We start from the raw sequence: 23,620 nt of genomic DNA, 5'->3' as shown, positions 1-23,620 counted from the left end.
CGATGAAAAGTCCTATCCGGTATTAGCCCCGGTTTCCCGGAGTTATCCCGGTCTTGCAGGCAGGTTGCCCACGTGTTACTCACCCGTCCGCCGCTGATTCCACCGTCTTCACCCCGAAGGGATCCGTCGGCTTCCTCCGCACGACTTGCATGTATTAGGCACGCCGCCAGCGTTCGTCCTGAGCCAGGATCAAACTCTCCATAAAAGAGCTTGATTCGCTCAAATCATTTGACAGGGTCGTGTCAAACGCTCTTCAGTTTTCAAGGAACGCTCTCCTGTTCCGCCGCCTTCCGCGGCGGCCGCTCTCTCGCGGCGACAAGATCTATGCTATCAAACCAAATCGATCCTGTCAACAGGTTTTTATCTTTTTTTGATCCGCCCGGTAGCGGGCTCGTCCCCGTCTCAGGGACAAATAAGATAATAACATGGGTATCCGAACAAGTCAACCAGTTTTTCATTCAAGGAAGTAAAAAACGTTCCTCCGCGGAGGAACGTTTTTCGCCCGATTACGATTGAACCTGTTTCCCTTTTGACGTTACCACCCGTGCAGGCCAAAAGCTGGCTCTCCCCAGCAAGGTGATGATCGATGGCAACAACCATCCTCGGACCAGAAATGTGTCCATCATAATTCCCAGTGCTACCGTAAAGCCGAACAAAAACAGTTCCATGATGGGCTGCGTCATCAACACACTAAACGTGGCGGCTAGGATCACACCGGCGGAGGAAATCACCCCACCCGTCCTCGACACCCCTTGGCTGACCGCTTCCCGAAGTTCATAATGTGCCATCTCCTCACGGATTCGGGAGACCAACATGATGTTATAGTCCACGCCGAGGGCCACCAGGAAGACAAAGGTATAGAGGGGAATGCGATAACTGATTTCCGCCAGACCGAAAATGTGGTCAAATATCCAATAACTAAGCCCCATCGCCGCTCCATAGGAGAGCAAGATCGTCCCCATCATATAGATGGGCGCCACGAGGGACCGGGTTTGTAAAGCCAAAAGAACGGTGATGAGAAGGGTGACCAAAAGAATCACCGTTCGAGTATCCCCGTCGTTCAACGTCCGCACATCCACTTGTTTTGCCGTCTCACCGATAAATTGAAGTTGATGGTTGTCGGGAGACAAACCGCTTTTCTGCAAAATCTCCTCCGAGCCGGCACGGATGCGTTCCAAATGATCCATCGTCTCCTGATCATAGGGGTTGCCATTGAAGAGTAGCTGCATACGGGCAGCTGTTCCGTCATCGGACAGGGCTGCCTGATTCCCTGCGGCGATGGTTACTTCCTTGATCCCCTCTTGCTTTTCCAGTTCCTCTTTCAGGCCACGTAAATCAGTGCGCTCCATTTTGTCCGATCCGGTTAACAAAACGGTCGTGGGGGCCAGCTCCCCCTCTGAATAATGCTCCTCCAGCCATTCAAAGCCAACCCGGGAGTCCATCTCCTCCGGAAAGGACTGGATCAAATTGAAGGAGTACTGGATCTGGGACATTTGGGTGGCGAACAGAGCCAGCACCGCCGCCACGGTGATAGCAGTAATACCAGGTTTACGAACCACTCGGCGCCCAACCCGCGACCAGAAAGAGCCGCTTTTACTCTCCGGATCTCCCAGACGGGGGATGGAGGGCCAAAAAGCTTTTCGGCCGCAGAGGACAAACAATGAGGGGACCAGGGTTAGACCGGCAGTCAAAATGATCGCCATAGTGATCGAAAAGATGGGAGCAAAATGGAGGTAGGCTTGGTAATCGGCGGTAAACAACACCAGCATCGCTGCGAGAACCGTTCCTCCGCTGAAGAAAATCGGTTCCCACACCTGTTTCATCGCTGCACCCATCGCTTCATAGGGATCCGCCCGTCTCTTCAACTCCTCGCGAAACCTAGAGAAAACAAACAGGGAGTAATCCGTCAAGGCGGCAAACAGCAAAATGCTCGCGATGGATAAGGCCTGAGAGTCGATCGCAAACCATTGCTGCTTTCCAGCCAAGCCCAGCAAGCGATCCAGCACTTGATAAACAATCCCCGATACCAATAGAGGGATCACCGCCAACAGAGGCGAACGATAGATCGCGATCAATAGGATCAGGATCAAACCAATGGTGCACAGAAGAAGCACCATATCGGCGTTGGAAAAGATGGCGATCGTATCCGAAGCGATCCCTGCCGGGCCCGTGACAGTGAGTTCCGTCGGTGGGACGAGGAAGGATTCCCCTTTATCTCGTAGATCGGTCACGGTTTGATTGATCGCTTCCATCTCCAAGCCATCCTGCAAGACAACCGGCAATAGCAAGGTGGTTTTGTCATCGGATAAAAACGTTTTTTGCGCTGCCTCTGGCATCTGATGAAAAGGCGGGGTTTCATCGATTGTTTCAGGGGCCTTGTTGGAATGGAGATAACGACTCAGTTTTTCCACGGACTGAATATCAGTGGAAGTCATTCCATCGGAACAGTGAAACACCATTAACGCCGGCGTCCCATCCTCATCGGGAAAATAACGCTCTAGCTCCTTACTGGCCAGAACGGACTCCGCCTCTTTCGGCAAATCCTGTCCATTCACATTGGTGGCATATTGGCGGGCCCCTGGGATGAGTCCACTCAACAATATCGCCAGGACCAACCACACGATCAGTGTGATCTTAGCCCCTTTGCGAGTGGAGACCGCGGCAGTGAAACGTTGAAATAGGCGATTCATGCTGTACTCTCCTTTCAAACGCCCCTCTCCAATTCGACAGATGTGTCGAGTAAGTCCAAAAAGAAACCGACCATGAATCTTGGGTCGGTTACATTATCATCCATTCCGACACAAGTGTCAATTGGATCATAAGAAAAACCCAACCCTTTCGAATCAGTTTTTTATCGATTCGGGGACCCGTTGTCGGGATGGAGTCCTTGATACAAAAGATCGATGACCATCTCTCCGGTTACCGATTCCCCTTGCATCACATCCGGTAACTGGATAGAAGAAAAGATCATCGCGGCAATCAGGCGCGTCGATTGATCGGAGCGAATTTCCCCCATGGATTTCGCCTCTTCGATCGCCTCCACAATCCAGCGATGAATCAATCGATGCTGTTCAATGAGCTTAGCCACCGCCTCGCCCCCTTCAGGAGAAGCAGACAGGTCAAGCATCGGCAAAATTTGAATGATCCGTTGAATCTGTGTATACCGCAAAAAGACATTCAAATACCCTTTCAACCGGTTGAGGCCAGAAAGGGGAGCACATTCACGGCAATCCTCTATCACCCGGTTCATCACCTGATCCATATAGGCGGTAATCAGCTCATCCTTATCGGAAAAGTACTCGTAGATCGTACTCCTCCCGATCCCCAGCTTTTCTGAAAGGGCTCCAAAGTGAAAACCACTGTATCCTCGCTCCAGCAATAACTCCTCTGCTGCATCTAACAATTCTTGGGGGTTTATTTTCTTTTTCGCCATCGGGGATCACCTTTTCCCACAAGCAACCGAAGCCTTAGTCATACTTTTTCCCGTTGATCTCAAAGCTGGTGGTTACTTCGGCATTTAAGGATTGAGATACGGAACAATACTTATCCCGGGACAGATCAACCGCCCGTCGCACCTTCTCCTCAGGAAGATCCCCTTCCAATCGATAGTGAATGTGTATGTGTGTATAACGGCGCGGATGATCTTCGGCCCGTTCCCCCGACAGGTCCATATCGAAGGCATCCACCTGGAGGCGCATTTTATTCAGGATATTGATGATGTCGATCCCTGAACAGGCTCCTGCCGCCGATAACAACAGTTCCATCGGCCGAGGTCCCTGATTCTCTCCGCCAACTTCTGGTGCCGCATCGATCGTAATCCCGTGTCCTGAAGGCGTTCGAGCGTCAAATTGCATGTTGCCTTTCCACTGAATATTGGATTTCATCGCGGTTTCCTCCTCTTATCATGTGTAGAAAACGATCAGAGAAGACTCGATCAGTGCAGCGACGGCCAACATCACCACCACACCGGTGAAAAGAACAGGAATTTTGGAAAGATAATCTTTCCATGCTGAACCGTACCGTTCTCTCAGTTCAGGGGATGCCAAGCCGGTCAGGCTTCCCGCCGCTAAAGCCCCCAACCGCATTCCGAAAGCGGCGGCAAAAATCACCGCAGGCAATTCCAGAATACCATGGGGAAGAATATGGGTCACAACTAACGTCACCGGATGGAGGTCGGCTTGATCAGACACGCTGCCGACCACCACTCCCAACAGCAGACCGTTAAATATCACACCCAGAGCGGGGTAGATTCCAAAAAATATACCCAGTCCGATCATACCCGCCGCGGCCAGGAGATTGTTGAAAAAAATGACACCGTAGGTGTTCAACAGCCCCGGATCCTGGTTGATCGACTCTGCTTTTCTCTGAAACTGCTCCCACACCCCCGTCTGTTTCATCCAGGTGCCGATCGGTTCGCTGGCGACAAAACCAACCAAGGAAAACATGATAAACAGCAGAGCACAAGCTGCGACCATTCGTTTTTCCGAGCGGATCGCATCAAAAAAACGACGCAATGGGCCACCACCTCCTCTGATTGAAACACATTCTCATTCATAACCCTCGTCCATCGGAATACATTTAGTATGGGACAGGTGCCAGACTTCCCATACCGAGGCAGCCGGAGGTGACGGGATGAGATTTATTTGGGTTTTATCGGGAAAACGAATCAGGCGGGTTTTGATGATGTTGGTGGCCATCTTCTTCGCCCTCGGAATATACTACGCCGAGCAGGAAAACATTCAGGTCTTCATGCCCCTTCAATCGGGTCCGGCGGCGATATACAGCGTGGACACGGACAAAAAACAACTGGCGCTAACCTTTGACATCAGCTGGGGAGAAGAGCGAACCGGCCCCATTCTGGATGTGTTAGAACAAAAGGGCGTCAAAGACGCCACCTTTTTCCTCTCCTCCCCCTGGGCGGAAACCCATCCGGACATCGTCAAGCGAATTGCGGATATGGGCTATGAGATCGGAAGCCACGGACACCAACATAAAAACTACAGCACCTTAAGCGAAGAACAGATCCGGGAACAGATCAGAAAGTCCCATCAGATCTTGACCGATCTCACCAAACAAGAGCCCAACCTGATCCGGTATCCCAACGGCGACTTTGACAAGCGAGTTCTTAAAATCGCAGACGAGTTGGGTTACACCAGTATCCAATGGGATACGGACTCGCTGGATTGGATGAACCCCGGCAAGGATAAGATCATCAACCGGGTGGTGGGGCGAGCACACAAAGGGGACATCATCCTAATGCACGCCAGTGATTCAAGTAAACAACTCCACGAAGCCCTGCCAGTCATCATTGACAAATTGCGGGACAAAGGATACAAGTTCGTCTCGGTTTCCGAGCTGATCGCAGGTTCGGAAGTGGAACTGAACCCTGTCGATTAAGCGCCAGACCCGGAAGTCTGGCTTTTTTGTTTGCCTTTCTCCGATGTGGGTCCCACCAGTCGGTGCAACTGCATAATCTGCCAGGTGTTGCAGACCAACAGCGTCATCACCATCAACAGGATCATCGGAAAGGATTGCTGCCCTAGGGCGGGAATCGCTTCCACCACTGTCGTTCCTACCATGAAAAAGATCGCTGGGATAAATGCAGCGGGTTGGGTCGCCTTCACTTTAAACCAGGCCACCACCAATCCGAACAGGAGAATCATCACTGGAAGACTCCAAGGGATCAGCCACGTATTGTCCAAGCCGCGCGTTTCAGCGGGAATATCCAGGATCCGGATCAGAATCAACACCGTCAGGATCAGCTGAATCCCTTGATATAGCCGCGGGTTCCGAATAAATCCTTTGGCCACCATATTAAACACCATATAGGCAAAGAATCCCATCTGGGCTACAGCCCCAAACATCACGCCGGCCCACAACAGGCGGACCGAGGTTAGCCCCAGTGGGCCGAACACACCTTGAATCACCCAACCCATCACTGGAGCGGTCACCGTACCGATAGCCAGGGTAGTCCAAAACAGAAAAAACAGTTTGCGGATCGTCATCGATTCAGCCCTCACTTTTGTTGTAAACTCCGCGGGGGTGTCGACCCTATTATAACGGTCAAACCCTCTTTTTCAAACGAGCTGACTGGTGACGGAATCGGCATAAATCAGCCGCCCGCCGATCATATTAAGAGGAGAGATTCCCACAGAAGGGCGGACTCGATATGTTGAATAACCGAAAACGGCTGCCGCTTCTCGCCTTCATCCTGCTCATGCTGGCGGCATCCTGCAGTTCCAATCAAGAATCACAGGGTCAACAGCCGGAGTACAATGATATCAAACAGATGGTTATGGACGTTCTTCATACACAGGAAGGTAAAAAAGCGTTGCAGGAGATCATGAAGGATCCCGAATTCAAAAAAGAGATCGTGGTCTCGCAACAGGATATGGAAAAAAGCATCAACAAAGCGATGCAGGAACCCAAGATGCAGGAACAGCTGAAAAAGCTGTTTGAAGAGCCAAAGGTGGCTGCCAATTTCGCCAAAACGACCCAGAAAGAGCACGAAAAGCTGATCAAACAACTGATGAAAGATCCGGAATACCAGAAGATGATGCAGGATGTTATGAAGGATCCGGAGTTTTCCAATCAGCTCAATCAGGTGTTGAAAGGCAGAAAAGGCCGGGAAGAGATTCAAAAGGTGATGGAAGATGCCCTGGAGAGCCCCACCTTCCAACAAAAGTTTTCCAAGCTGCTGGAAGAAACGGTGAAAAAAATGGAACAAGAGAAACAGAAGCAAGGGAAAAAGGGTGGACAGAAAAACAGCGGTGGCAGCGGAGGCCAAAGTGGCGGAGGCTCGGGAGGAAGTTAACACCGGTGAACAACCGGTGTTTTTTATTCACTTTCTCCCCTCCACCCCACGAACTGATGGGCTTTGTTAAACAGGTCGGACCAACATGCCTAGGATGATACTGACCAAGGCGCTGGATGCGGTAATGGAATACATAATCAACAGTTGGTAGCGAACGGCGATCAGCGGGCTGGTCCCGGCGATGATGAGGCCGGTCATCATCCCCGACAATAGGAATCGATCATCGGAATCATCCCCGCCCGAATGGCCCGGTAAGTAGCCCGGCGGCTGGCCTGCGCTCCGGTAGCCCCCAGGGAGAGAGCGACCAAAATCTCTTCCCGCATGGTTTCGGCATTCTCCATCCAGAGGGATTCGTTGACCGGTGTAACGTTTGGTTACTCCAACAAGTCGGATCAGTTCCTGATCCCCCATTCCGGTACTCCTTTCCCTTGCAAACATCCCTAGGGAAAGAAAAAACACCGGAATTCCCGGTGTTTTTTCCCTTGGCTTTACACACGCTTCATAACCTTTTGGGCCAGTTCCCGATATCGTTTCCCGATGGGTGTATCCGCATCGTAAACGGAAGGTGAAAAATCGGGATCGTCAGGATCACCGTTTTCCACGGAACCGAGGGGAATCTGGGCGAGCAATTCGGTCTGAAGCTCTTCCGCCAGTTTTTCTCCTCCGCCACGGCCAAAGATGTAATCCTTATTCCCGCAGGAAGAGCATTCGTAGTAAGCCATATTTTCCACTACACCCAACACTTCGTGTTTGGTGTGAAGAGCCATCGCACCGGCACGAGCAGCCACGAACGCCGCGGTAGCATGGGGGGTGGTCACCAAGAGCTCCTTACTCTGGGGAAGCATCTGATGTACATCCAAAGCCACATCCCCTGTCCCTGGAGGCAAGTCCAAAATCACGTAGTCCAGCTCACCCCATTCCACTTCCTGGAAGAAGTTGCGCAACATCTTGCCAAGCATGGGACCGCGCCAAATCACCGGGGCATTTTCCTCCACAAAGAATCCCATGGAGATCACCCTCACCCCAAACCGTTCCACCGGAAAGATCGTCTTATCCACTACGGTCGGTCGCTCCTCAATCCCCATCATATCAGGAACACTGAAGCCATAGATATCCGCATCGATGACACCGACCCGTTTGCCTTCTCGAGCCAAGGCCACAGCCAAATTGACGGTGACGGTAGATTTGCCGACGCCGCCCTTTCCGCTGGACACTGAGATGAAGACGGTATCGGAATCCTTGGAAAGGAGATCGGTACCTGCCGCATCTTGTTGCAAAGGCTGCCGGCCGCCGGAGCGTTTGGCCCGAACTTTTTCCTGGTGCTCCTTGCGAATCCGTTCCGCCAAAATTTCCTGTTCTTTTTCGGAAAGGAGGTCAAACTCCAACTCCACCTGCTCAGCTCCGGCTTTTTTCAGCGCTTCCGTCACCTTTTGCTCCAACTTTTCCCGATGGGAGGAATCGTCAGATAGCATCATCACCGTCAGCTGCACCCGATCTCCGAAAATGCGAATGTTCCGTGCCAGGTTCAATTTGACAAGATTGTGTTTTAACTCCGGCTCCTCTACCTCCCGGAGTGCTTCCAGTATCTGTTCAACGGTCATCTGTATCGACACCTCGATAATTGTAACGTTATGTTTCAACCCGATTATAACACAATTATTCTTGTTCTTTCGTCGGTGCTTTTTCCGAATAATAGCGAAGAATTCCGTGATAGATGGCAGCTGCCACTTTTTTCTGATAATCTTCTTTGCCCAGAAGCCCGGCTTCTTCCGGATTGGATAAAAACCCGATCTCCACCAGTGCGGATGGAATTTCCGACGTCTTCAATATGTAAACTTCCCCACTGTGACGGGCTTGTCTCGTGGTGTTCTGAAGGGATTGGATCATTTCCCCCTGAATACTTTGAGCCAGGATCTCATTGGCTTCCAGTGTCGGATAATAAAAAGTTTGTGCTCCCGACCAGCGGGAAGATGGAATGGCGTTGAGATGGATACTGATCAGGGCATCGGCACCGCTGTCTCTGATGATCTCTCCGCGACGCAACAAATCCTGAGCCTTTCTCCTCCGGACCCCTTCACCGGCCAGATCCCTGTCTTCATCCCGGGTCATGATCACCAAAGCGCCGGATTCCTGAAGGTAGTCCCGCAAAAGCAGACTCACCGATAAGGCCACATCTTTTTCGACCAGCCCGGTTTGGCTCACAGCCCCTCCATCAGGTCCTCCGTGTCCCGGATCCAAAACAATCACTTTCCCCGACAAAGGCGTGCTCCACACATTTCGACTTTTATCAGGAAGACCGTATGTGGCAAAAGCCCCAACCAGTGCCACCACCATCAACAACCCAATCCATTTTCTACGGCCGTAAAAGAACACTTTCCACCCGTCCCCCATCCGTCTTCCCCCCTTGGGTTTCCCCGTCTTCTTTCATGTATATGGGACGAGTCGACCGATATGAATGTCAGAGGAAACGACGTTTGCGTAACCGAATTCCGTAGTCCACCCCGTGCATAAACCACAAGGCGGTCACTTCTTCGAAAAAATACATGACGGATTGAATGGTCCATTCGTCCATCTGCCGGAAGAGGTTGAGATCCTCGGCAATCTGTCCAATCAGACGGCTGCCCCCGTAGCCAAATACGCGTTGGCCCCATCGGCGGCGTTCTTGGCTTGGCCGTTCCGGAGGGCATTCCAGCTCTCCCCGGCGGCTCGACTCCATGCCGCATACGTAAGCCTCAAAGGCAATCCGATATACGGCTTCGTCCACGGCGAGTCGTTGCCCGGGATTCAGGTTACGCAAGGTCGGCTCCAGAATGGTATCCACCATCTGCGACAGCTTGCCCCAAGGAAAGCCAGACAAAGCTTCCTGTCTCAATTTTTCCATACGGGTTAGACGCCAAGCTTCCAACCAAACCACTTTACCCACCTTGCAACCCTCCTGCCTGCTTTGAAGTACCCATAGTGTTACCGGAGGCAGGGGGAGATACTATGGCTAAAATCAGGCAGCAGTTGTCAATAAACGACAGAAAAAGTCCATAAAAAACCCCGCCTTTGGCGGGGTGGAGAACGATGATGTTACCGCTTGGAGAATTGCGGCGCACGGCGGGCCTTTTTGAGACCGTATTTCTTCCGTTCTTTCATCCGCGGGTCACGGGTAAGGAAGCCGGCTTTTTTCAGAGTCGGACGAAGTTCCGGATCCACTTTGAGAAGGGCCCTGGAAATCCCATGACGAATAGCGCCGGCTTGACCGGTAAAGCCGCCTCCGTCCACGTTGACCAAAACGTCATAGCGGTTGGTGGTATCCGTCAGCACCAACGGCTGTTTCACGATGGCTTTCAGGGTTTCCAGGCCGAAGTAGTCATCCATCTCACGGCCGTTGATAACGATGCGCCCATCGCCAGGCACCAAGCGGACACGTGCCACAGACTCTTTGCGGCGGCCGGTACCATAAAATTGGACTTGTGCCACGATCAGTTCCCTCCTTTACTTAACGGCGTACTTCCCATTGCTTGGGTTGTTGTGCTTCATGAGGATGTTCCGCACCGGCGTACACCTTCAGCTTTTTCAGCTGCTTGCGTCCCAAGGTGTTTTTCGGCAGCATGCCTTTGACAGCCAGCTCAATCATGCGTTCCGGATTTTTCTCCCGCAGCTCGCCGGCGGAGATAGAACGAATCCCGCCAGGATAGCCGGTATGGCGGTAATACATTTTCTTGGCCGGTTTTTTACCGGTCAGGTGAACTTTGGAAGCGTTGATGACGACAACGTAATCGCCGGTGTCGACGTGGGGGGTGTACTCGGGCTTATGCTTCCCGGTCAGCACAGTCGCCACTTCGGTGGCCAGACGGCCCAACGGCAGATCCGCGGCGTCAACCACATACCAGTTCCGTTCCACTTGGTTCGGTTTAGCCATAAATGTGGTACGCATCTCATTCCCTCCTTCTCTCAACAGACAAAAAATATATCAAGTATGGGCGTTACCCGTTGCGTTCTCACCAGAGTGCGCCGAACAAAGATTTTCCCACCGGGGCAAGATGGAAAAATACCAACGATCATATTACACCAACGAGGAAGGGAAGTCAAGAAAGGAAAAGGCTCACATTCCCTGCCAGGGGGTATAACCCACTTCCATCATCACCAACCCATCGGGAGGCAAGGTTTTACCGGCCACCGACCGGTCTTTTGCCGACAGGATGCGGGGTATATCATCGGGCGGACGCTTGCCCAGCCCCACCTCCACCAGGGTCCCCGCTAAAATGCGGACCATATGATAAAGAAAACCATCTCCCACCACCTGAATGGTGAAAATCCCTGGTTCATCCTCCGACACGTCGCAGTGATATAGAGTGCGCACCCGATGCTCTACTTGGGCCCGGGCTGCCGATAGAGATGTGAAATCATGGGTTCCCACCAAATAACGAGCAGCTTGTCGCATGGGATTCAGCTCCAGCCGGCGGGGAAAAGGAGTGCGAAAGCGGCGGCAAAAGAGGTTCGGAACCCGGTTTGTATCCAGGGTATACCGATACCGTTTCCAATAGGCATCTTTTCGTGCGTGAAACCCGGGGGCCGCCGGTTCCACTTTTTTTGCTTGCAAATCCCGTGGGAGGCCGTCGTTTACCACCCGTACCCAGCGGTTGAAAGGGATCGGGCAGTCACTCTCAAAATGGGTGACCTGTCCCAGGGCATGAACCCCAGCGTCGGTTCGACCCGCCCCGGTCACCGCCACCGGACGGCGAGTAATGCGGGTGAGGGTCTCTTCCAAGACCCCTTGCACCGTCCGCTGACCCGGTTGCCGCTGAAAACCGGCAAAATCCGTCCCGTCATAGGCGATAACCATTTTAAACTTAATCACCGCTTGGCCTCCCCCTTTCTCCCTAACCGCGCAGCCACCAGAGGCTGATCGACAGGACTGCTAATACCACGAGCAGGATGGTGTCCTCCTTTTTCCAGCGGAGCTCCCGTATCCGGGTCCGCCCTTTCCCCCCTCGATATCCTCGGGCCTCCATGGCCAATGCCAGCTCTTCCGCCCGTCGAAATGCAGAGATAAACAAGGGAATCAGAACGGGGATGTAACTTTTGACCCGTCGCAACAGATGGCCGCTGTCAAAGTCAGCCCCCCGCGCCCGCTGGGCCATCATGATCTTATCCATCTCTTCCCACAGCGTAGGAATAAACCGCAGCGCGATCGACATCATCAGCGCCAGATCCTGAGCGGGCACACCGACGCGGGTTAGCGGGCACAGGAGTCGTTCTAATCCGTCGGTCAGCTCCATGGGGGAAGTGGTCAGTGTCAACAACGTCCCCATCAGCACCAGGATCAGAAAGCGAAGGGAAATGACGGTCGCCTGCACGACACCTTGCTCATACACGGTAATGGGCCCCAACTCCCACCATACATCCCCGCCTCGAGTCATCCCCAGATGGAGCAAAGCGGTTAAGATGATCAAATACAATACCGGTTTGATGCCTCGTAAGATCATCGGGAGCGGAATGCGTGACAGCAGTACCCCCGACAGGGCCACCCCCACCAATAGACTGTAACCGGCCGCATTCTTAGCGAGAAAAACGATCATCATAAAGACGAAAACAAACACCAGTTTCGCCCTCGGGTCTAACCGATGCAAAAAAGAATCAGCGGGAATGTACTGACCGATCACCGGATGATTCAATCTGCTCACCGGGGTCGCCCCTCCCAGCGGGCCAGAATCGCTTCTTCCAGGTCATCCACTGTCATCAACCCGTCAGGTAGGGGCGGATCCAGGCGGCGGTTGAGGCGATCCGCCAGCCGGGGCGCCTCCGGTGCTTCCAGACCCCACTCCTTAAGGGATCGATGGCGGGAAAAGATATCCACAGGTTGTCCTTCCGCCACTTTCCGTCCCTGATACAATACGAGTACCCGCTCTGCGTAGGTGGCCGCCTCTTCCATATTGTGAGAAACCAGAATCACCGTCATGCTCCGCTCCCGGTGCAGGGTGTACATCCGTTCCATCAATTCCCGCTGCCCAGCGGGATCCAGACCTGCCGTCGGCTCGTCCAGTACTAACACTTCCGGCTGCATCGATAGCACCCCAGCAATCGCCACCCGTCGCATCTGTCCTCCGCTGAGATGAAAGGGGGAACGGGAGGCCAGTTCCCGAGGCAAGCCGACCCAGCCCATCGCTTGTTCCACCCGGTAGTTCACTTCTTCCTGGCTGAGGCCGAGGTTGAGCGGTCCATAGGCAATATCTTTAGCCACAGTCTCTTCAAACAGCTGATGTTCCGGATATTGAAAAACCACTCCCACCCGGCCTCGCAACCTGGAAAAGTCATCTATGCCACCGATCAAAACATGACCCCGGGTAGGGGTCATCAACCCGGCGATCATTTGAATCAGTGTGGTTTTGCCGGAGCCGGTGCCTCCGATAATAGCGACAAAAGAGCCCGAGGGAATGGTCCAATCCACATCGGCCAGGGCACATCGTTCATAGGGGGTACCCGCCATATAGCGATAGGTCAATCCCTGGATAACAATTTCCATAGCGATTCCACCAGCTCTTCAGTTCCGGTGATCTCGTGCCGGATGGGAAGGCCGCGGCGCCGTAGACGCTCTTTCAGTTCTAACGGCAGCGGAACCTCTAGCGACCAACGGGTGAGCTTCTCCCGGCGGTGAAACAGCTCGTGAGGTGCACCGGACCACTCGATCCGGCCATCGGCCATCACTACCACCCGTTCCGCCTGGAAGGCTTCCTTTACCGAGTGAGTGATATGGATCACGGTGGTTCCCTGGCGATGCAACTCAGTGATCGCATCCAGCACTTCTCGTCTCCCGCCGGGATCCAGCATAGAGGTGGCTTCATCAAAGATGATCACCTCGGGCCGCATCGCCATCACACCGGCGATCGCCAACCGTTGTTTCTGTCCTCCCGACAGATGGTGGGGAGATGAGGCCTCCCGTCCCCTCAGTCCGACTTGCTGGAGAACCTGATCGATCCGCTTCAACATTTCTTGGCGGGGAACGCCTAGGTTTTCCATGCCGAAGGCCACATCATCCTTCACCGTGGTGCCCACGATCTGATTGTCCGGATTTTGAAAAACCATCCCCACTTTTTGGCGAATGAGCGGATGGTTCTTTTCCAAACCGGTATCCAGACCACCCACCCACACCTTACCCTCACTCGGTAGGAGAAGGCCGTTCAACAGCTTCGCTAAGGTTGACTTTCCGGAACCATTCGGCCCCATCACCGCTATATACTCCCCAGAGCCCACTTGGAGATGGACCCCGCGCAGCGCCCACTCTGCTTCTGGTCTTTCCTGAAGATGATCATACCGGAATCCTGCTCCGTCAAGCCGTATGATCGGTTCCATCCCATCCACTCCGCTTTCAGCCGGATCCAGTATTTCCTCCATAAAGAAAAAGGGCAGATTTCAGGACAATCACGTCCTGCCCTCTCCCTTTGATGCAAAAACCTTTGCCTCACACCAGCTCCAGATAAACCATTTCCGTAGCATCGCCGCGGCGGGGGCCGATCTTGATAATGCGGGTGTAACCGCCGTTTCGCTCTTCGTAGCGGGGACCCACTTCCTCAAACAGCTTCTTCACCGCGTCGACAGACTCATGGTTGACATTGTCCCCTGCTTGTTCGGTACGGGAACGGTTGGTGCGAACAAAGGCGGCTGCTTGACGGCGGGCATGGAGATCCCCCTGTTTGGCCAGAGTGATCATCTTGTCGGCGATGGAGCGAACCTCTTTGGCCCGGGCAGCTGTGGTTTTAATCCGCTCGTGAATGATCAGATCGGTCACGAGGTCCCTGAACAAAGCTTTCCGTGCAGAGGTCTTGCGACCCAGTTTGGATTGTGCCATGGATTTCCCCTCCCTTGTAAAAGAGTAGCCAGTCAGTCATCGCTGCGCAGGGAGAGTCCCAACTCTCCCAGCTTCTCCTGCACTTCTTCCAGCGATTTGCGACCTAGGTTGCGCACTTTCATCATATCTTCTTCCGTTTTTTGCGTCAGCTCTTGGACGGTGTTGATTCCCGCTCGCTTGAGGCAGTTATAGGACCGGACCGACAGATCCAACTCTTCGATGGTCATCTCCATCACTTTTTCTTTCTTGTCTTCTTCTTTTTCCACCATGATCTCGGCATCTTTGGCTTCTTCTGTGAGACCGACGAAGAGCATCAGGTGTTCTGTCATGATCTTGGCGCCAAGGCTGACAGACTCATCGGGACGGAGACTTCCATCCGTCCAGACTTCCATCGTCAATTTATCATAGTTGGTCACTTGGCCAACCCGAGTGTTCTCCACCTGGTAGTTGACACGTTCGATGGGAGTATAGATCGAGTCCATCGGAATCACACCGATGGTCTGTTCCTCCCGTTTATTGCGTTCCGCCGGTACATATCCCCGGCCACGGTTGGCGGTCATGCGCACGTGGAGACGGGCGTCATCGGCAAGGGTAGCCACATGGAGTTCCGGGTTGAGGATGTCCACATCCGAGTCAGCCCGGATATCACCGGCCTTCACTTCACCGCCGCCTTCCACATCAATCTCCAACACTTTTTCTTCCTCGGAATGAATCTTTAGAGCCAAGTGTTTGAGATTCAAGACGATCTCAGTCACATCTTCAACCACACCGGGAATCGTGGAAAACTCGTGTAATACCCCCTCGATCTGGATGGAAGTCACAGCCGCACCGGGTAGTGAGGACAACAGGATGCGCCGGAGCGAGTTGCCAAGGGTGGTGCCGTATCCACGTTCCAAGGGTTCCACGACAAATTTCCCGTATTTGCCGTCGTCACTGAGCTCCACGGTTTCAATTTTCGGCTTCTCGATTTCAATCATACGGTTTTGAAACCCTCCTTCAGAACGTCGCGTTCCGGGTGACATTTGTCCAGTCTGGGTGTTCGCTATGCGTGGCCCCGGTGTGAAATCAGCCGATCAATGGATCGAATCCTATTTGTCCAGTACCATTATACACATAGTTCTACCAGTATAAACCAAACCTGGACCCGGAATCAACACGCGTCACGCATCAGACACGGCGACGCTTCGGCGGGCGGCACCCGTTGTGCGGAATCGGGGTAACATCCTTGATGAGATTGACCTCCAACCCGGCCGCCTGGAGGGAACGGATTGCCGCTTCGCGGCCCGCACCCGGTCCTTTCACTGTCACTTCCACGCTTTTCATCCCGTGTTCCATCGCCTGTTTGGCAGCCGCTTCCGCTGCCATCTGAGCGGCAAAAGGCGTGCTCTTGCGGGAACCTTTGAATCCGAGGGTCCCAGAGCTGGCCCAGGACACGGTGTTTCCCTGCTTGTCGGTAATGGTAACGATCGTATTGTTGAAAGTGGAACGAATGTGTACCATACCTGCTTCCACATTTTTCCGTGCACGACGCTTGACGCGCTGGTTGGTTGATGTCCTTTTTTTCGCAGCCATATTTCTCCCTCCTTACCTCGTTATTTTTTCTTGTTGGCAACGGTCCGACGAGGACCTTTACGGGTCCGAGCATTAGTCTTGGTCTGCTGGCCGCGAACCGGCAGACCGCGACGATGCCGAATGCCCCGATAAGATCCGATTTCGATCAGACGCTTGATGTTCAGAGCGGTATCCCGACGCAAATCCCCTTCGACCATCAGGTTTTTATCGATATACCCGCGGAGTTTGGAGATCTCGTCTTCCGTCAGGTCGCGAACCCGCGTCTGGGGGTCGACACCCGTTTCCTTCAGGATTTGCTTAGAAAGGGAACGACCGATGCCGTAGATGTAGGTCAAGGCCACTTCCACCCGTTTGTCGCGGGGAAGGTCAATACCTGAAATACGAGCCAATGTTGGGCACCTCCTATCTTATCCTTGTCGTTGCTTGTGCTTGGGATTTTCGCAAATCACCATCACGGATCCTTTGCGGCGAATCACTTTGCATTTTTCGCAGATCGGTTTCACCGAAGGACGTACTTTCATCTCATATCCCTCCTGTTCCCACTCGGTGTCCGGTTCTCCGGCCAGGTGCTCCCGGGTTTTATCCATCATGATGCGACATCCGAGTGAGCTGTGTGAGCCGTCACTTGTAGCGGTAGGTAATACGGCCGCGGCTCAAGTCATACGGGGAGAGCTGAACCGTCACTCGGTCCCCGGGCAGGATCCGGATAAAGTGCATGCGAATCTTGCCGGATACGTGGGCGAGGACTTTGTGACCATTTTCCAGTTCCACTCGGAACATCGCGTTGGGCAAAGGTTCGATAACTGTCCCTTCCACTTCGATCACATCTTCTTTGGCCATTGACTCACTCTCCTTTTTTCTGCTCCAACCGAAGCAGGTATTGGTTTAGGACGTAGCGTATTTTGGCGTTGCTGACACGTCCTTCCTTCTGCAAGGACTCCGTCACTTCCCGGGCGATGTAATTGGTGGGCTGAATATGCTTGATATTTTTCTTTTTCGCATCGCCGAATTTCCGCTTATCTCCGTCTACCAACAGAACGAAGTGAGGCGGATCTTCGTCGATCACGACCGCATATCTCCCCGCCTCACGACCCCGCAGGACACGTACCACCTGACCCGGTCGAGGCCGTCTTTCGGCATCCGTCACATCCATCACCCTTCACCTTTTTACGCAGTGGTCAATATTTCATGGCCGTCTTCTGTGATCGCGACGGTGTGTTCAAAGTGGGCACACAGGGAACCGTCCTGCGTGACGACGGTCCAGTTATCCGCCAGTGTTCGAACATAGCGTTTTCCCGCGTTCACCATCGGCTCAACGGCCAAGGTCATTCCCGGTTTCAAACGGGGGCCTTTGCCGGGAAGCCCAAAGTTGGGGACGCTGGGTTCCTCGTGAAGTTCCCGGCCGACTCCGTGGCCGACGTATTCCCGAACAATGGAATATCCGGCGTCTTCGGCATGGACCTGAACGGCATGGGCAATATCCCCGATGCGATTCCCCGGCTTCGCTTGGGCCAGCCCCTTATACAAGGATTCCTCCGTCACCTGCAACAGCCGCCGCGTTTCCTCGGTAACCTCACCCACCGGAAAGGTCCAAGCGGAGTCCCCGTGATACCCATCAACGCAAGCTCCGATATCGACGGTGACAATATCTCCGTCATGGAGGACGCGTTCTCCGGGAATTCCGTGAACCAGCTCTTCGTTTACCGAAATGCAGACGCTGCCTTTAAAGCCATTGTAACCTTTAAAAGACGGAGTTGCGCCTTGACTGCGGATGAAATCATCTGCCAACCGATCCAATTTAGCGGTGGTGATTCCCGGCCGGATCGCGTCCTCGATCATTCGGCGCGTCTCATAGACGATGCGACCCGCTTCCCGCATCGTTTCGATTTCTTTTTTGGACTTGAGAATGATCATCGGTTTTTACCCCCGAGCACCTCAAGAATCGCATCAGAGACGCGGCCGATCGGCTGGTCTCCGTCGATTTTGCGAAGGTTGCCTTTCTCCTGATAGTACTCGACCAACTCCTGCGTCTTTCCGAGGTTGACTTCCAACCGTTTGGCAACCGTCTCTTCCTTATCATCATCCCGCTGGTAGAGAGAGCCACCGCAACGGTCACAGACCCCGTCTTTTTCCGATGGGTCGAACACCACGTGATAGGTGGCTCCACAGTCACTGCAGATGCGACGACCGGTCAGGCGCTTCAACAATTCGGCTTCGCTCACTTCGATATAAAGCACATGATCGAGGGAACGATTCAGCTCGCTCAAGGTTTCATCTAGCGCTTCTGCTTGGGGTACTGTCCGGGGGAATCCATCCAGTAAAAACCCCTCAGCACAATCATCTTTGCCCAACCGTTCCCGGACAATACCGACCGTCACGCGATCGGGGACCAATTGTCCTTCATCCATGTAAGTTTTGGCTTCCAGGCCAAGAGGGGTTCCCTCTTTAACCGCTTGCCGAAACATATCCCCCGTAGAAATGTGCGGAATGTTAAGCGCCTCGGTAATCCGGGCGGCCTGAGTGCCTTTTCCGGCACCGGGCAAACCCATCAGCACGATATTCAAGCCTCATCCCTCCCGGTGGTTCGAAGCCGACTCCCGGTCCAACCCATCCGACACCGATGGCGCTCCTGTGGTTCTTGTCGGGACCGGTATTCGGCTGTTTGAGCTTCGGGTCCGGTGTAAGGATGATCCCAGAAGACTCTGGGGTCCCGATCACTTCATAAACCCTTTATAGTGCCGTTTGATGAGTTGACTCTCGATGTTTTTCATGGTTTCCAACGCAACCCCGACCACGATCAAAAGCGAGGTCCCACCGATCTGGACGCTTTGCGGAAGACCGGCAAGGGTTGTAAAGAAAACCGGCAGGATCGATACCGCAGCCAGGAAGAGCGCTCCGGCCAGGGTGATCCGGTTCATGATTTTGGTCAAAAAGATGGAGGTGTTCTTACCGGGACGAATCCCCGGAATATAACCGCCATTCTTTTTCATCTGATCCGCCAATTGGACCGGGTTGATCTGCACAAAGGTGTAGAAGTAAGTGAACCCGATAATCAGAATGACGTAGATCACCATACCCAGCGGTTTATCATAGCCGAAGTTGTTGATGATCCAGTCAGCCACCACATTCCCTTGCCAGAAACTGGCTACCGTCGGTGGGAAAATCAAAAGGGACAGAGCGAAGATCACGGGGATCACACCGGCCGCGTTCACCTTCATCGGAATGTGGGTCGATTGTCCGCCGTACATCTTGCGGCCGACCACACGCTTAGCATACTGAACGGGAATCTTGCGAACCCCTTGCTGGATGAAGATGACTCCTGCCACGATCGCGATCAATACTACCAAGATGATCAGGATCTTCACGATGTTGAGAAACATCTGGTCGCCAGCATTGGCAAACTGTGTTTCATAGATCTGGGTCACGGCTGGAGGAATCCCGGCAATAATCCCGGCGAAAATCAAAATGGAAATCCCGTTGCCGATCCCTTTATCCGTGATCTGCTCTCCTAACCACATCAGGAAGGCCGTCCCTGCGGTCAGGGTGAGAGAGATCAGGACGTAGGTGGCGAAGCTGGGATTATCGATAAAGTTCATCCCGAACTGAGAGCCCGCCCGATCAAAACCGATCGTAAGACCGATCGACTGGATCAACCCCAGGATGATCGTCCCGTAGCGGGTCACCTTGGCCAGCTTGCGCCGCCCCACTTCCCCTTCCTTTGCCCATTGGGCAAATTTAGGAATCACATCCATCGTCAACAGCTGCACGATAATCGATGCCGTAATGTAAGGCATGATACCCATGGCAAAGATGGAGAAGTTAAGGAACGCACCGCCGGAAAAGGTATTGATCAGCCCAAATACCCCGCCGCCGCCAGCCTGATTTTCGGCAATCGCCTTTAAGGCTTCATTGTTCGTGTTGGGGACGGGAATAAAGCTGCCAATCCGAAAAACCACCAGCATCGCCAAAGTGAACAGGATACGGCGCCGAAGATCCTCCACTTTGAAAATGTTGCTCACGGTTTGAAGCATCAGAGCACCTCCGTCGTGCCTCCCGCGTTCGCGATTTTCTCTTCCGCGCTCCGGGAAAACTTGTGGGCCTTCACCGTCAGTTTCGCATTAAGCTCCCCGTTGGCCAGCACTTTCAAACCGTCTTTCAGATCTTTCACTACACCCGTCTTTTTCAGGAGGTCAGGGGTCACGACGGTCCCTTCCTCAAACCGGTTCAACGTATCCAGGTTGACCACAGCGTATTCCTTGCGGGTAGGGTTTTTGAAACCACGCTTCGGCAGACGCCGATAGATCGGGTTTTGCCCCCCTTCAAAGCCGGGACGTACTCCGCCGCCGGAGCGAGCCTTCTGACCTTTGTGGCCGCGACCGGCCGTTTTCCCTTGGCCGGCTGCGATGCCGCGACCCACGCGCTTCCGCGCCTTGCGGGAGCCTTTGGACGGTTTCAATTCATGAAGTTTCATCCGATACACCTCCTCTATCATTATTGAGGATTTAGTGGTTTACTCCTGTACTTCCTTCACTTCGATCAGGTGATGCACCTTGTTAATCATCCCACGAATGGCAGGGGTATCCTCTTGGACCACGGTCTGTTCCCGTTTTTTCAACCCCAGGGTACGAAGGGTGACCCGTTGGGTTTCGGAACGTCCGATCATGCTCCGCTTGAGGGTGATTGCCAATTTGTTTGCCACGATCATCCCTCCTTATCCCAGAAGTTCTTCGACCGACTTGCCGCGCAGTTTGGCGACATCCTCCGGCCGCTTCATATTCTGGATTCCGCTGAGGGTCGCCCGAATCATGTTGATCGGGTTGTTGGAACCGGTTGACTTCGTCAAAATGTCGCCGACACCCGCCACCGTCAACACGTCACGAACGGCACCACCTGCGATCACACCGGTACCTTCCATGGCCGGCTTCATCACAACCCGTCCGGCACCGTAGCGACCGACCACCTCGTGGGGGATGGTGGTTCCCTGCAGCGGTACGCTGATCATATTTTTCTTGGCCACTTCTACGCCTTTACGAATCGCTTCCGGTACTTCAGCCGCTTTGCCGATGCCAGCACCGACTTTGCCCTTGCCGTCGCCGACAACAACCAAGGCGCTGAAGCTAAACCGGCGGCCGCCTTTAACCACTTTGGATACGCGGTTAATGCTGACGACTTTTTCTTGCAAATCGTCTTTGGCCTGATCGTTCTTCATGGTTCTGCCTCCTTTGCTCAAAAGTCGAGACCTCCTTCGCGGGCTCCCTCTGCCAGGGCTTTGATCCGTCCGTGATAGACATAGCCGCCCCGATCGAAGACCACTTTTTCGATCCCTTTTTCCTTCGCCCGTTCAGCGATCAGTTCGCCCACTTTTCGAGCCGCTTCCACATTACCGCCGTAGATGCCGCTTTCCTTCAGCTGAGGGTCCAGCGTGGAAGCGGAAGCCAAGGTGTGACCTTGCAAATCATCGATCACTTGGGCGTAGATGTTCTTGGAAGAACGGAACACGTTGAGACGCGGGCGCTCCGGAGTGCCCATAATCTTCTTCCGCACTCGAAGATGGCGCAGCTTCCGTTTTTTATTCCGGTCAGCCTTCTGGATCATGCCGCTTTCACTCCTTTCCTAAACTTACTTACCGGTTTTCCCTTCTTTACGGCGAATACGCTCATCCGCGTATTTGATCCCTTTCCCTTTGTACGGTTCGGGTTCGCGGACCGAGCGAATCTTGGCCGCTTGCGCGCCAACACGTTCCTTGTCGATCCCCTTCACCACAATTTGTGTTTGGGAAGGTACATCGAGTTCGACCCCGTCGATGGGATCCACTTCCACCGGGTGGGAATAACCGACGTTCAGGACCACTTTCTCACCTTTTTTCTGAGCCCGGTATCCGACGCCAGACAGTTCCAGCGTTTTGGTATAACCGTTGGTGACACCCTCAATCATATTGGCCACCAGGCTGCGCACCGTACCGTGCATGGCGCGGTGCTTGCGGTAATCGCTGGGGCGTTCCACAACCACCTCGTTCTCGCCTACGTTCACCTTGATTTCCGAGGTCAGCTTGCGGCTCAGGGTTCCTTTCGGCCCTTTCACGCTCACTTCCCCGTCATTTACATTGACTTCCACCCCATTAGGGATGGCGATCGGCTTGCGACCTATACGGGACATCTCCTTCACCTCCGTCCGTATCCGAGTTCTTACCAGACGTATGCCAATACTTCGCCGCCCAAATTGGAATTACGGGCTTCTTTATCCGTCATGACCCCTTTGGAGGTTGAGACAACAGCAACCCCCAGGCCGCGGAGCACCTGCGGAATCTCCTCGCTCTTGGCGTATACGCGCAGACCGGGTTTACTGATCCGTTTCAGCCCGGTGAGCACCCGTTCGTTGTTGGGGCCGTACTTCAAGAAGATCCGAATGATCCCCTGTTTGCCGTCTTCGATATATTCCGCATCGCGAATAAATCCTTCCCGTTTCAGGATCTCCGCGATCTCTCGCTTCAGCTTAGATGCAGGAACCTCCAGGCTCTCGTGGCGAACCAGGTTCGCGTTACGGATCCGGGTCAGCATGTCAGCAATCGGGTCAGTCATCACCATGCTTCTTTCCCTCCTTCCACACTCAATTACCAGCTCGCTTTTTTCACGCCGGGAATCTGCCCTTTATAGGCCAACTCACGGAAACAGATCCGGCAAAGGCGGAACTTCCGAATCACAGAATGCGGACGTCCACAGCGTTCGCAGCGGGTGTAGGACCGCACTTTAAATTTCGGCTTGCGCTTCGCTTTGGCAATCATCGACTTTTTGGCCAAACGGATTCCCTCCTTTTCATCCCGTTTGTTCGATCACGCCGTCATTATTTGCGGAAGGGCATCCCCATCTGGGTCAGCAGTTCGCGCGCTTCTTCGTCGGTGTCCGCTGTGGTCACGATCACGATATCCATGCCGCGCACTTTGTCCACCTTATCATATTCGATCTCCGGGAAAACCAGCTGCTCCTTCAAGCCCAGGGTGTAGTTGCCGCGGCCGTCAAAAGCCTTGGGCGAAACACCGCGAAAGTCACGAACACGGGGGAGGGCCACATTGATCAGCTTATCGAGAAAGTCATACATCCGCTGTCCACGCAGAGTCACTTTCGCTCCGATCGGCATCCCCTCACGAAGTTTGAAACCGGCGATCGATTTTTTAGCCCGGGTCACGACCGGCTTTTGTCCGGTGATCACGGTCAAATCCTCGATAGCGCTATCCAATACCTTCGGGTTTTGTACCGCCTCACCGATCCCCATATTGATAATCACTTTTTCAACCTTGGGCACCTGCATCGTGGACTGATAATCGAACTTTTTCATCAGAGCCGGGCTGATTTCTTCTTGATACTGTTCTTTCAGGCGAGGTACTGCCACAGTCTCCATCCTCC

Annotated in this window: 35 protein-coding genes and 1 rRNA gene; 2 read left to right on the top strand and 34 right to left on the bottom strand. The window is 53.6% G+C overall.

The window, feature by feature from the left end; all coding sequences use genetic code 11:
* The 5 genes from BLP91_RS12400 to BLP91_RS12380 all read right to left on the bottom strand — a co-directional run.
* Window positions 1-205, bottom strand: a 16S ribosomal RNA gene (locus BLP91_RS12400); the annotation flags it as partial.
* Between the two features lie 301 nt (window positions 206-506).
* Window positions 507-2,690, bottom strand: a complete 2,184-nt coding sequence (locus tag BLP91_RS12395; protein WP_091571561.1) for an MMPL family transporter — start codon at window positions 2,688-2,690, stop codon at window positions 507-509.
* A 161-nt stretch (window positions 2,691-2,851) separates the two neighbouring features.
* Entirely contained in the window at window positions 2,852-3,433 is a 582-nt protein-coding gene (locus BLP91_RS12390) for a TetR/AcrR family transcriptional regulator (protein ID WP_091571558.1), read from the bottom strand.
* Window positions 3,434-3,467: 34 nt separating this feature from the next.
* The gene (locus tag BLP91_RS12385) at window positions 3,468-3,884 is read right to left on the bottom strand and encodes an OsmC family protein (RefSeq protein ID WP_091571555.1); all 417 of its coding nucleotides are present in this window, start codon (window positions 3,882-3,884) and stop codon (window positions 3,468-3,470) included.
* Window positions 3,885-3,902: 18 nt separating this feature from the next.
* Entirely contained in the window at window positions 3,903-4,514 is a 612-nt protein-coding gene (locus BLP91_RS12380; protein ID WP_091571552.1) for a stage II sporulation protein M, read from the bottom strand.
* Between the two features lie 118 nt (window positions 4,515-4,632).
* Between BLP91_RS12380 and pdaB the strand changes: the two genes are divergently transcribed.
* A complete protein-coding gene (gene pdaB, locus BLP91_RS12375) occupies window positions 4,633-5,397 on the top strand; it encodes a polysaccharide deacetylase family sporulation protein PdaB (protein ID WP_091571549.1) in 765 nt (254 codons plus the stop codon).
* On the opposite strand, the gene BLP91_RS12370 is transcribed toward pdaB, so the two are convergent.
* Window positions 5,394-6,005, bottom strand: a complete 612-nt coding sequence (locus BLP91_RS12370) for a KinB-signaling pathway activation protein (protein ID WP_091571547.1) — start codon at window positions 6,003-6,005, stop codon at window positions 5,394-5,396. The genes pdaB and BLP91_RS12370 overlap by 4 nt on opposite strands.
* A 164-nt stretch (window positions 6,006-6,169) precedes the next feature.
* Here BLP91_RS12370 and gerD point away from each other — a divergent pair, with 164 nt between their 5' ends.
* Window positions 6,170-6,814 (top strand): spore germination lipoprotein GerD, encoded by a 645-nt coding sequence (gene gerD, locus BLP91_RS12365; protein WP_091571544.1) that lies wholly within the window; start codon window positions 6,170-6,172, stop codon window positions 6,812-6,814.
* Between the two features lie 66 nt (window positions 6,815-6,880).
* Here the strand turns inward: gerD and BLP91_RS17175 are convergent, their stop codons facing one another.
* The 28 genes from BLP91_RS17175 to rplE form a co-directional block, all read right to left on the bottom strand.
* Window positions 6,881-7,225: an ABC transporter permease gene (locus BLP91_RS17175; RefSeq protein WP_281220606.1), complete on the bottom strand. Its 345-nt coding sequence runs from the start codon at window positions 7,223-7,225 to the stop codon at window positions 6,881-6,883.
* Between the two features lie 77 nt (window positions 7,226-7,302).
* A complete protein-coding gene (locus BLP91_RS12350; protein WP_091571537.1) occupies window positions 7,303-8,415 on the bottom strand; it encodes an Mrp/NBP35 family ATP-binding protein in 1,113 nt (370 codons plus the stop codon).
* A gap of 55 nt (window positions 8,416-8,470) precedes the next feature.
* Window positions 8,471-9,205: an N-acetylmuramoyl-L-alanine amidase CwlD gene (gene cwlD / locus BLP91_RS12345; protein ID WP_091571534.1), complete on the bottom strand. Its 735-nt coding sequence runs from the start codon at window positions 9,203-9,205 to the stop codon at window positions 8,471-8,473.
* Window positions 9,206-9,272: 67 nt separating this feature from the next.
* Complete coding sequence (locus BLP91_RS12340) at window positions 9,273-9,737, bottom strand: hypothetical protein (RefSeq protein ID WP_091571532.1); 465 nt, start codon at window positions 9,735-9,737, stop codon at window positions 9,273-9,275.
* A gap of 149 nt (window positions 9,738-9,886) precedes the next feature.
* Window positions 9,887-10,279: a 30S ribosomal protein S9 gene (gene rpsI / locus BLP91_RS12335; protein WP_091571528.1), complete on the bottom strand. Its 393-nt coding sequence runs from the start codon at window positions 10,277-10,279 to the stop codon at window positions 9,887-9,889.
* Between the two features lie 19 nt (window positions 10,280-10,298).
* On the bottom strand, window positions 10,299-10,736 hold the full coding sequence (gene rplM / locus BLP91_RS12330) for a 50S ribosomal protein L13 (protein ID WP_091571525.1): 438 nt from the start codon (window positions 10,734-10,736) through the stop codon (window positions 10,299-10,301).
* Window positions 10,737-10,904: 168 nt separating this feature from the next.
* Entirely contained in the window at window positions 10,905-11,660 is a 756-nt protein-coding gene (gene truA / locus BLP91_RS12325) for a tRNA pseudouridine(38-40) synthase TruA (RefSeq protein WP_091571522.1), read from the bottom strand.
* 22 nt (window positions 11,661-11,682) lie between these two features.
* Window positions 11,683-12,477 (bottom strand): energy-coupling factor transporter transmembrane component T family protein, encoded by a 795-nt coding sequence (locus BLP91_RS12320; protein WP_091571580.1) that lies wholly within the window; start codon window positions 12,475-12,477, stop codon window positions 11,683-11,685.
* 5 nt (window positions 12,478-12,482) lie between these two features.
* A complete protein-coding gene (locus BLP91_RS12315) occupies window positions 12,483-13,325 on the bottom strand; it encodes an energy-coupling factor transporter ATPase (RefSeq protein WP_091571519.1) in 843 nt (280 codons plus the stop codon).
* Window positions 13,301-14,152: an energy-coupling factor transporter ATPase gene (locus tag BLP91_RS12310; RefSeq protein ID WP_091571577.1), complete on the bottom strand. Its 852-nt coding sequence runs from the start codon at window positions 14,150-14,152 to the stop codon at window positions 13,301-13,303. Before BLP91_RS12310 ends, BLP91_RS12315 begins: the two co-directional genes overlap by 25 nt.
* 109 nt (window positions 14,153-14,261) lie before the next feature.
* A complete protein-coding gene (rplQ, locus tag BLP91_RS12305; protein WP_091571517.1) occupies window positions 14,262-14,648 on the bottom strand; it encodes a 50S ribosomal protein L17 in 387 nt (128 codons plus the stop codon).
* A gap of 32 nt (window positions 14,649-14,680) precedes the next feature.
* Entirely contained in the window at window positions 14,681-15,625 is a 945-nt protein-coding gene (locus BLP91_RS12300; protein ID WP_091571515.1) for a DNA-directed RNA polymerase subunit alpha, read from the bottom strand.
* 190 nt (window positions 15,626-15,815) lie between these two features.
* Window positions 15,816-16,220: a 30S ribosomal protein S11 gene (rpsK, locus tag BLP91_RS12295; RefSeq protein WP_091571512.1), complete on the bottom strand. Its 405-nt coding sequence runs from the start codon at window positions 16,218-16,220 to the stop codon at window positions 15,816-15,818.
* A gap of 20 nt (window positions 16,221-16,240) precedes the next feature.
* Entirely contained in the window at window positions 16,241-16,609 is a 369-nt protein-coding gene (gene rpsM, locus BLP91_RS12290) for a 30S ribosomal protein S13 (protein ID WP_091571511.1), read from the bottom strand.
* An 18-nt stretch (window positions 16,610-16,627) separates the two neighbouring features.
* Window positions 16,628-16,741, bottom strand: a complete 114-nt coding sequence (rpmJ, locus tag BLP91_RS12285) for a 50S ribosomal protein L36 (protein WP_091571574.1) — start codon at window positions 16,739-16,741, stop codon at window positions 16,628-16,630.
* Between the two features lie 100 nt (window positions 16,742-16,841).
* Window positions 16,842-17,060 carry a translation initiation factor IF-1 gene (infA, locus tag BLP91_RS12280; RefSeq protein WP_009710936.1) on the bottom strand — a complete coding sequence of 73 codons (219 nt, stop codon included), beginning with the start codon at window positions 17,058-17,060 and terminating at the stop codon, window positions 16,842-16,844.
* A gap of 4 nt (window positions 17,061-17,064) precedes the next feature.
* A complete protein-coding gene (locus tag BLP91_RS12275) occupies window positions 17,065-17,373 on the bottom strand; it encodes a KOW domain-containing RNA-binding protein (protein WP_091571508.1) in 309 nt (102 codons plus the stop codon).
* Window positions 17,374-17,387: 14 nt separating this feature from the next.
* Window positions 17,388-18,134 carry a type I methionyl aminopeptidase gene (map, locus tag BLP91_RS12270; RefSeq protein ID WP_091571506.1) on the bottom strand — a complete coding sequence of 249 codons (747 nt, stop codon included), beginning with the start codon at window positions 18,132-18,134 and terminating at the stop codon, window positions 17,388-17,390.
* A complete protein-coding gene (locus tag BLP91_RS12265) occupies window positions 18,131-18,784 on the bottom strand; it encodes an adenylate kinase (protein ID WP_091571503.1) in 654 nt (217 codons plus the stop codon). The genes map and BLP91_RS12265 overlap by 4 nt, the downstream gene beginning before the upstream one ends.
* Before the next feature lie 150 nt (window positions 18,785-18,934).
* Window positions 18,935-20,251 carry a preprotein translocase subunit SecY gene (secY, locus tag BLP91_RS12260; protein ID WP_091571500.1) on the bottom strand — a complete coding sequence of 439 codons (1,317 nt, stop codon included), beginning with the start codon at window positions 20,249-20,251 and terminating at the stop codon, window positions 18,935-18,937.
* Window positions 20,251-20,691, bottom strand: a complete 441-nt coding sequence (gene rplO, locus BLP91_RS12255; protein ID WP_091571498.1) for a 50S ribosomal protein L15 — start codon at window positions 20,689-20,691, stop codon at window positions 20,251-20,253. Before rplO ends, secY begins: the two co-directional genes overlap by 1 nt.
* Window positions 20,692-20,730: 39 nt before the next feature.
* A complete protein-coding gene (gene rpmD / locus BLP91_RS12250; protein ID WP_091571572.1) occupies window positions 20,731-20,919 on the bottom strand; it encodes a 50S ribosomal protein L30 in 189 nt (62 codons plus the stop codon).
* A 12-nt stretch (window positions 20,920-20,931) separates the two neighbouring features.
* Entirely contained in the window at window positions 20,932-21,429 is a 498-nt protein-coding gene (gene rpsE, locus BLP91_RS12245) for a 30S ribosomal protein S5 (protein WP_091571495.1), read from the bottom strand.
* Between the two features lie 17 nt (window positions 21,430-21,446).
* Entirely contained in the window at window positions 21,447-21,815 is a 369-nt protein-coding gene (gene rplR / locus BLP91_RS12240; RefSeq protein WP_091571493.1) for a 50S ribosomal protein L18, read from the bottom strand.
* Window positions 21,816-21,839: 24 nt separating this feature from the next.
* Complete coding sequence (gene rplF / locus BLP91_RS12235) at window positions 21,840-22,376, bottom strand: 50S ribosomal protein L6 (protein WP_091571491.1); 537 nt, start codon at window positions 22,374-22,376, stop codon at window positions 21,840-21,842.
* A 29-nt stretch (window positions 22,377-22,405) separates the two neighbouring features.
* Window positions 22,406-22,804: a 30S ribosomal protein S8 gene (rpsH, locus tag BLP91_RS12230; protein ID WP_091571488.1), complete on the bottom strand. Its 399-nt coding sequence runs from the start codon at window positions 22,802-22,804 to the stop codon at window positions 22,406-22,408.
* Window positions 22,805-22,830: 26 nt separating this feature from the next.
* The gene (locus BLP91_RS12225) at window positions 22,831-23,016 is read right to left on the bottom strand and encodes a type Z 30S ribosomal protein S14 (protein WP_091571487.1); all 186 of its coding nucleotides are present in this window, start codon (window positions 23,014-23,016) and stop codon (window positions 22,831-22,833) included.
* A gap of 44 nt (window positions 23,017-23,060) precedes the next feature.
* Window positions 23,061-23,615 carry a 50S ribosomal protein L5 gene (gene rplE, locus BLP91_RS12220; protein WP_091571485.1) on the bottom strand — a complete coding sequence of 185 codons (555 nt, stop codon included), beginning with the start codon at window positions 23,613-23,615 and terminating at the stop codon, window positions 23,061-23,063.
* Between the last annotated feature and the right edge of the window lie 5 nt (window positions 23,616-23,620).

It is taken from the genome of Melghirimyces thermohalophilus (genome assembly GCF_900102685.1).
Taxonomy (GTDB): domain Bacteria; phylum Bacillota; class Bacilli; order Thermoactinomycetales; family DSM-45169; genus Melghirimyces; species Melghirimyces thermohalophilus.
Note: the sequence above shows the minus strand (reverse complement) of the source record. Positions and strands in the feature narration are given on the sequence as shown.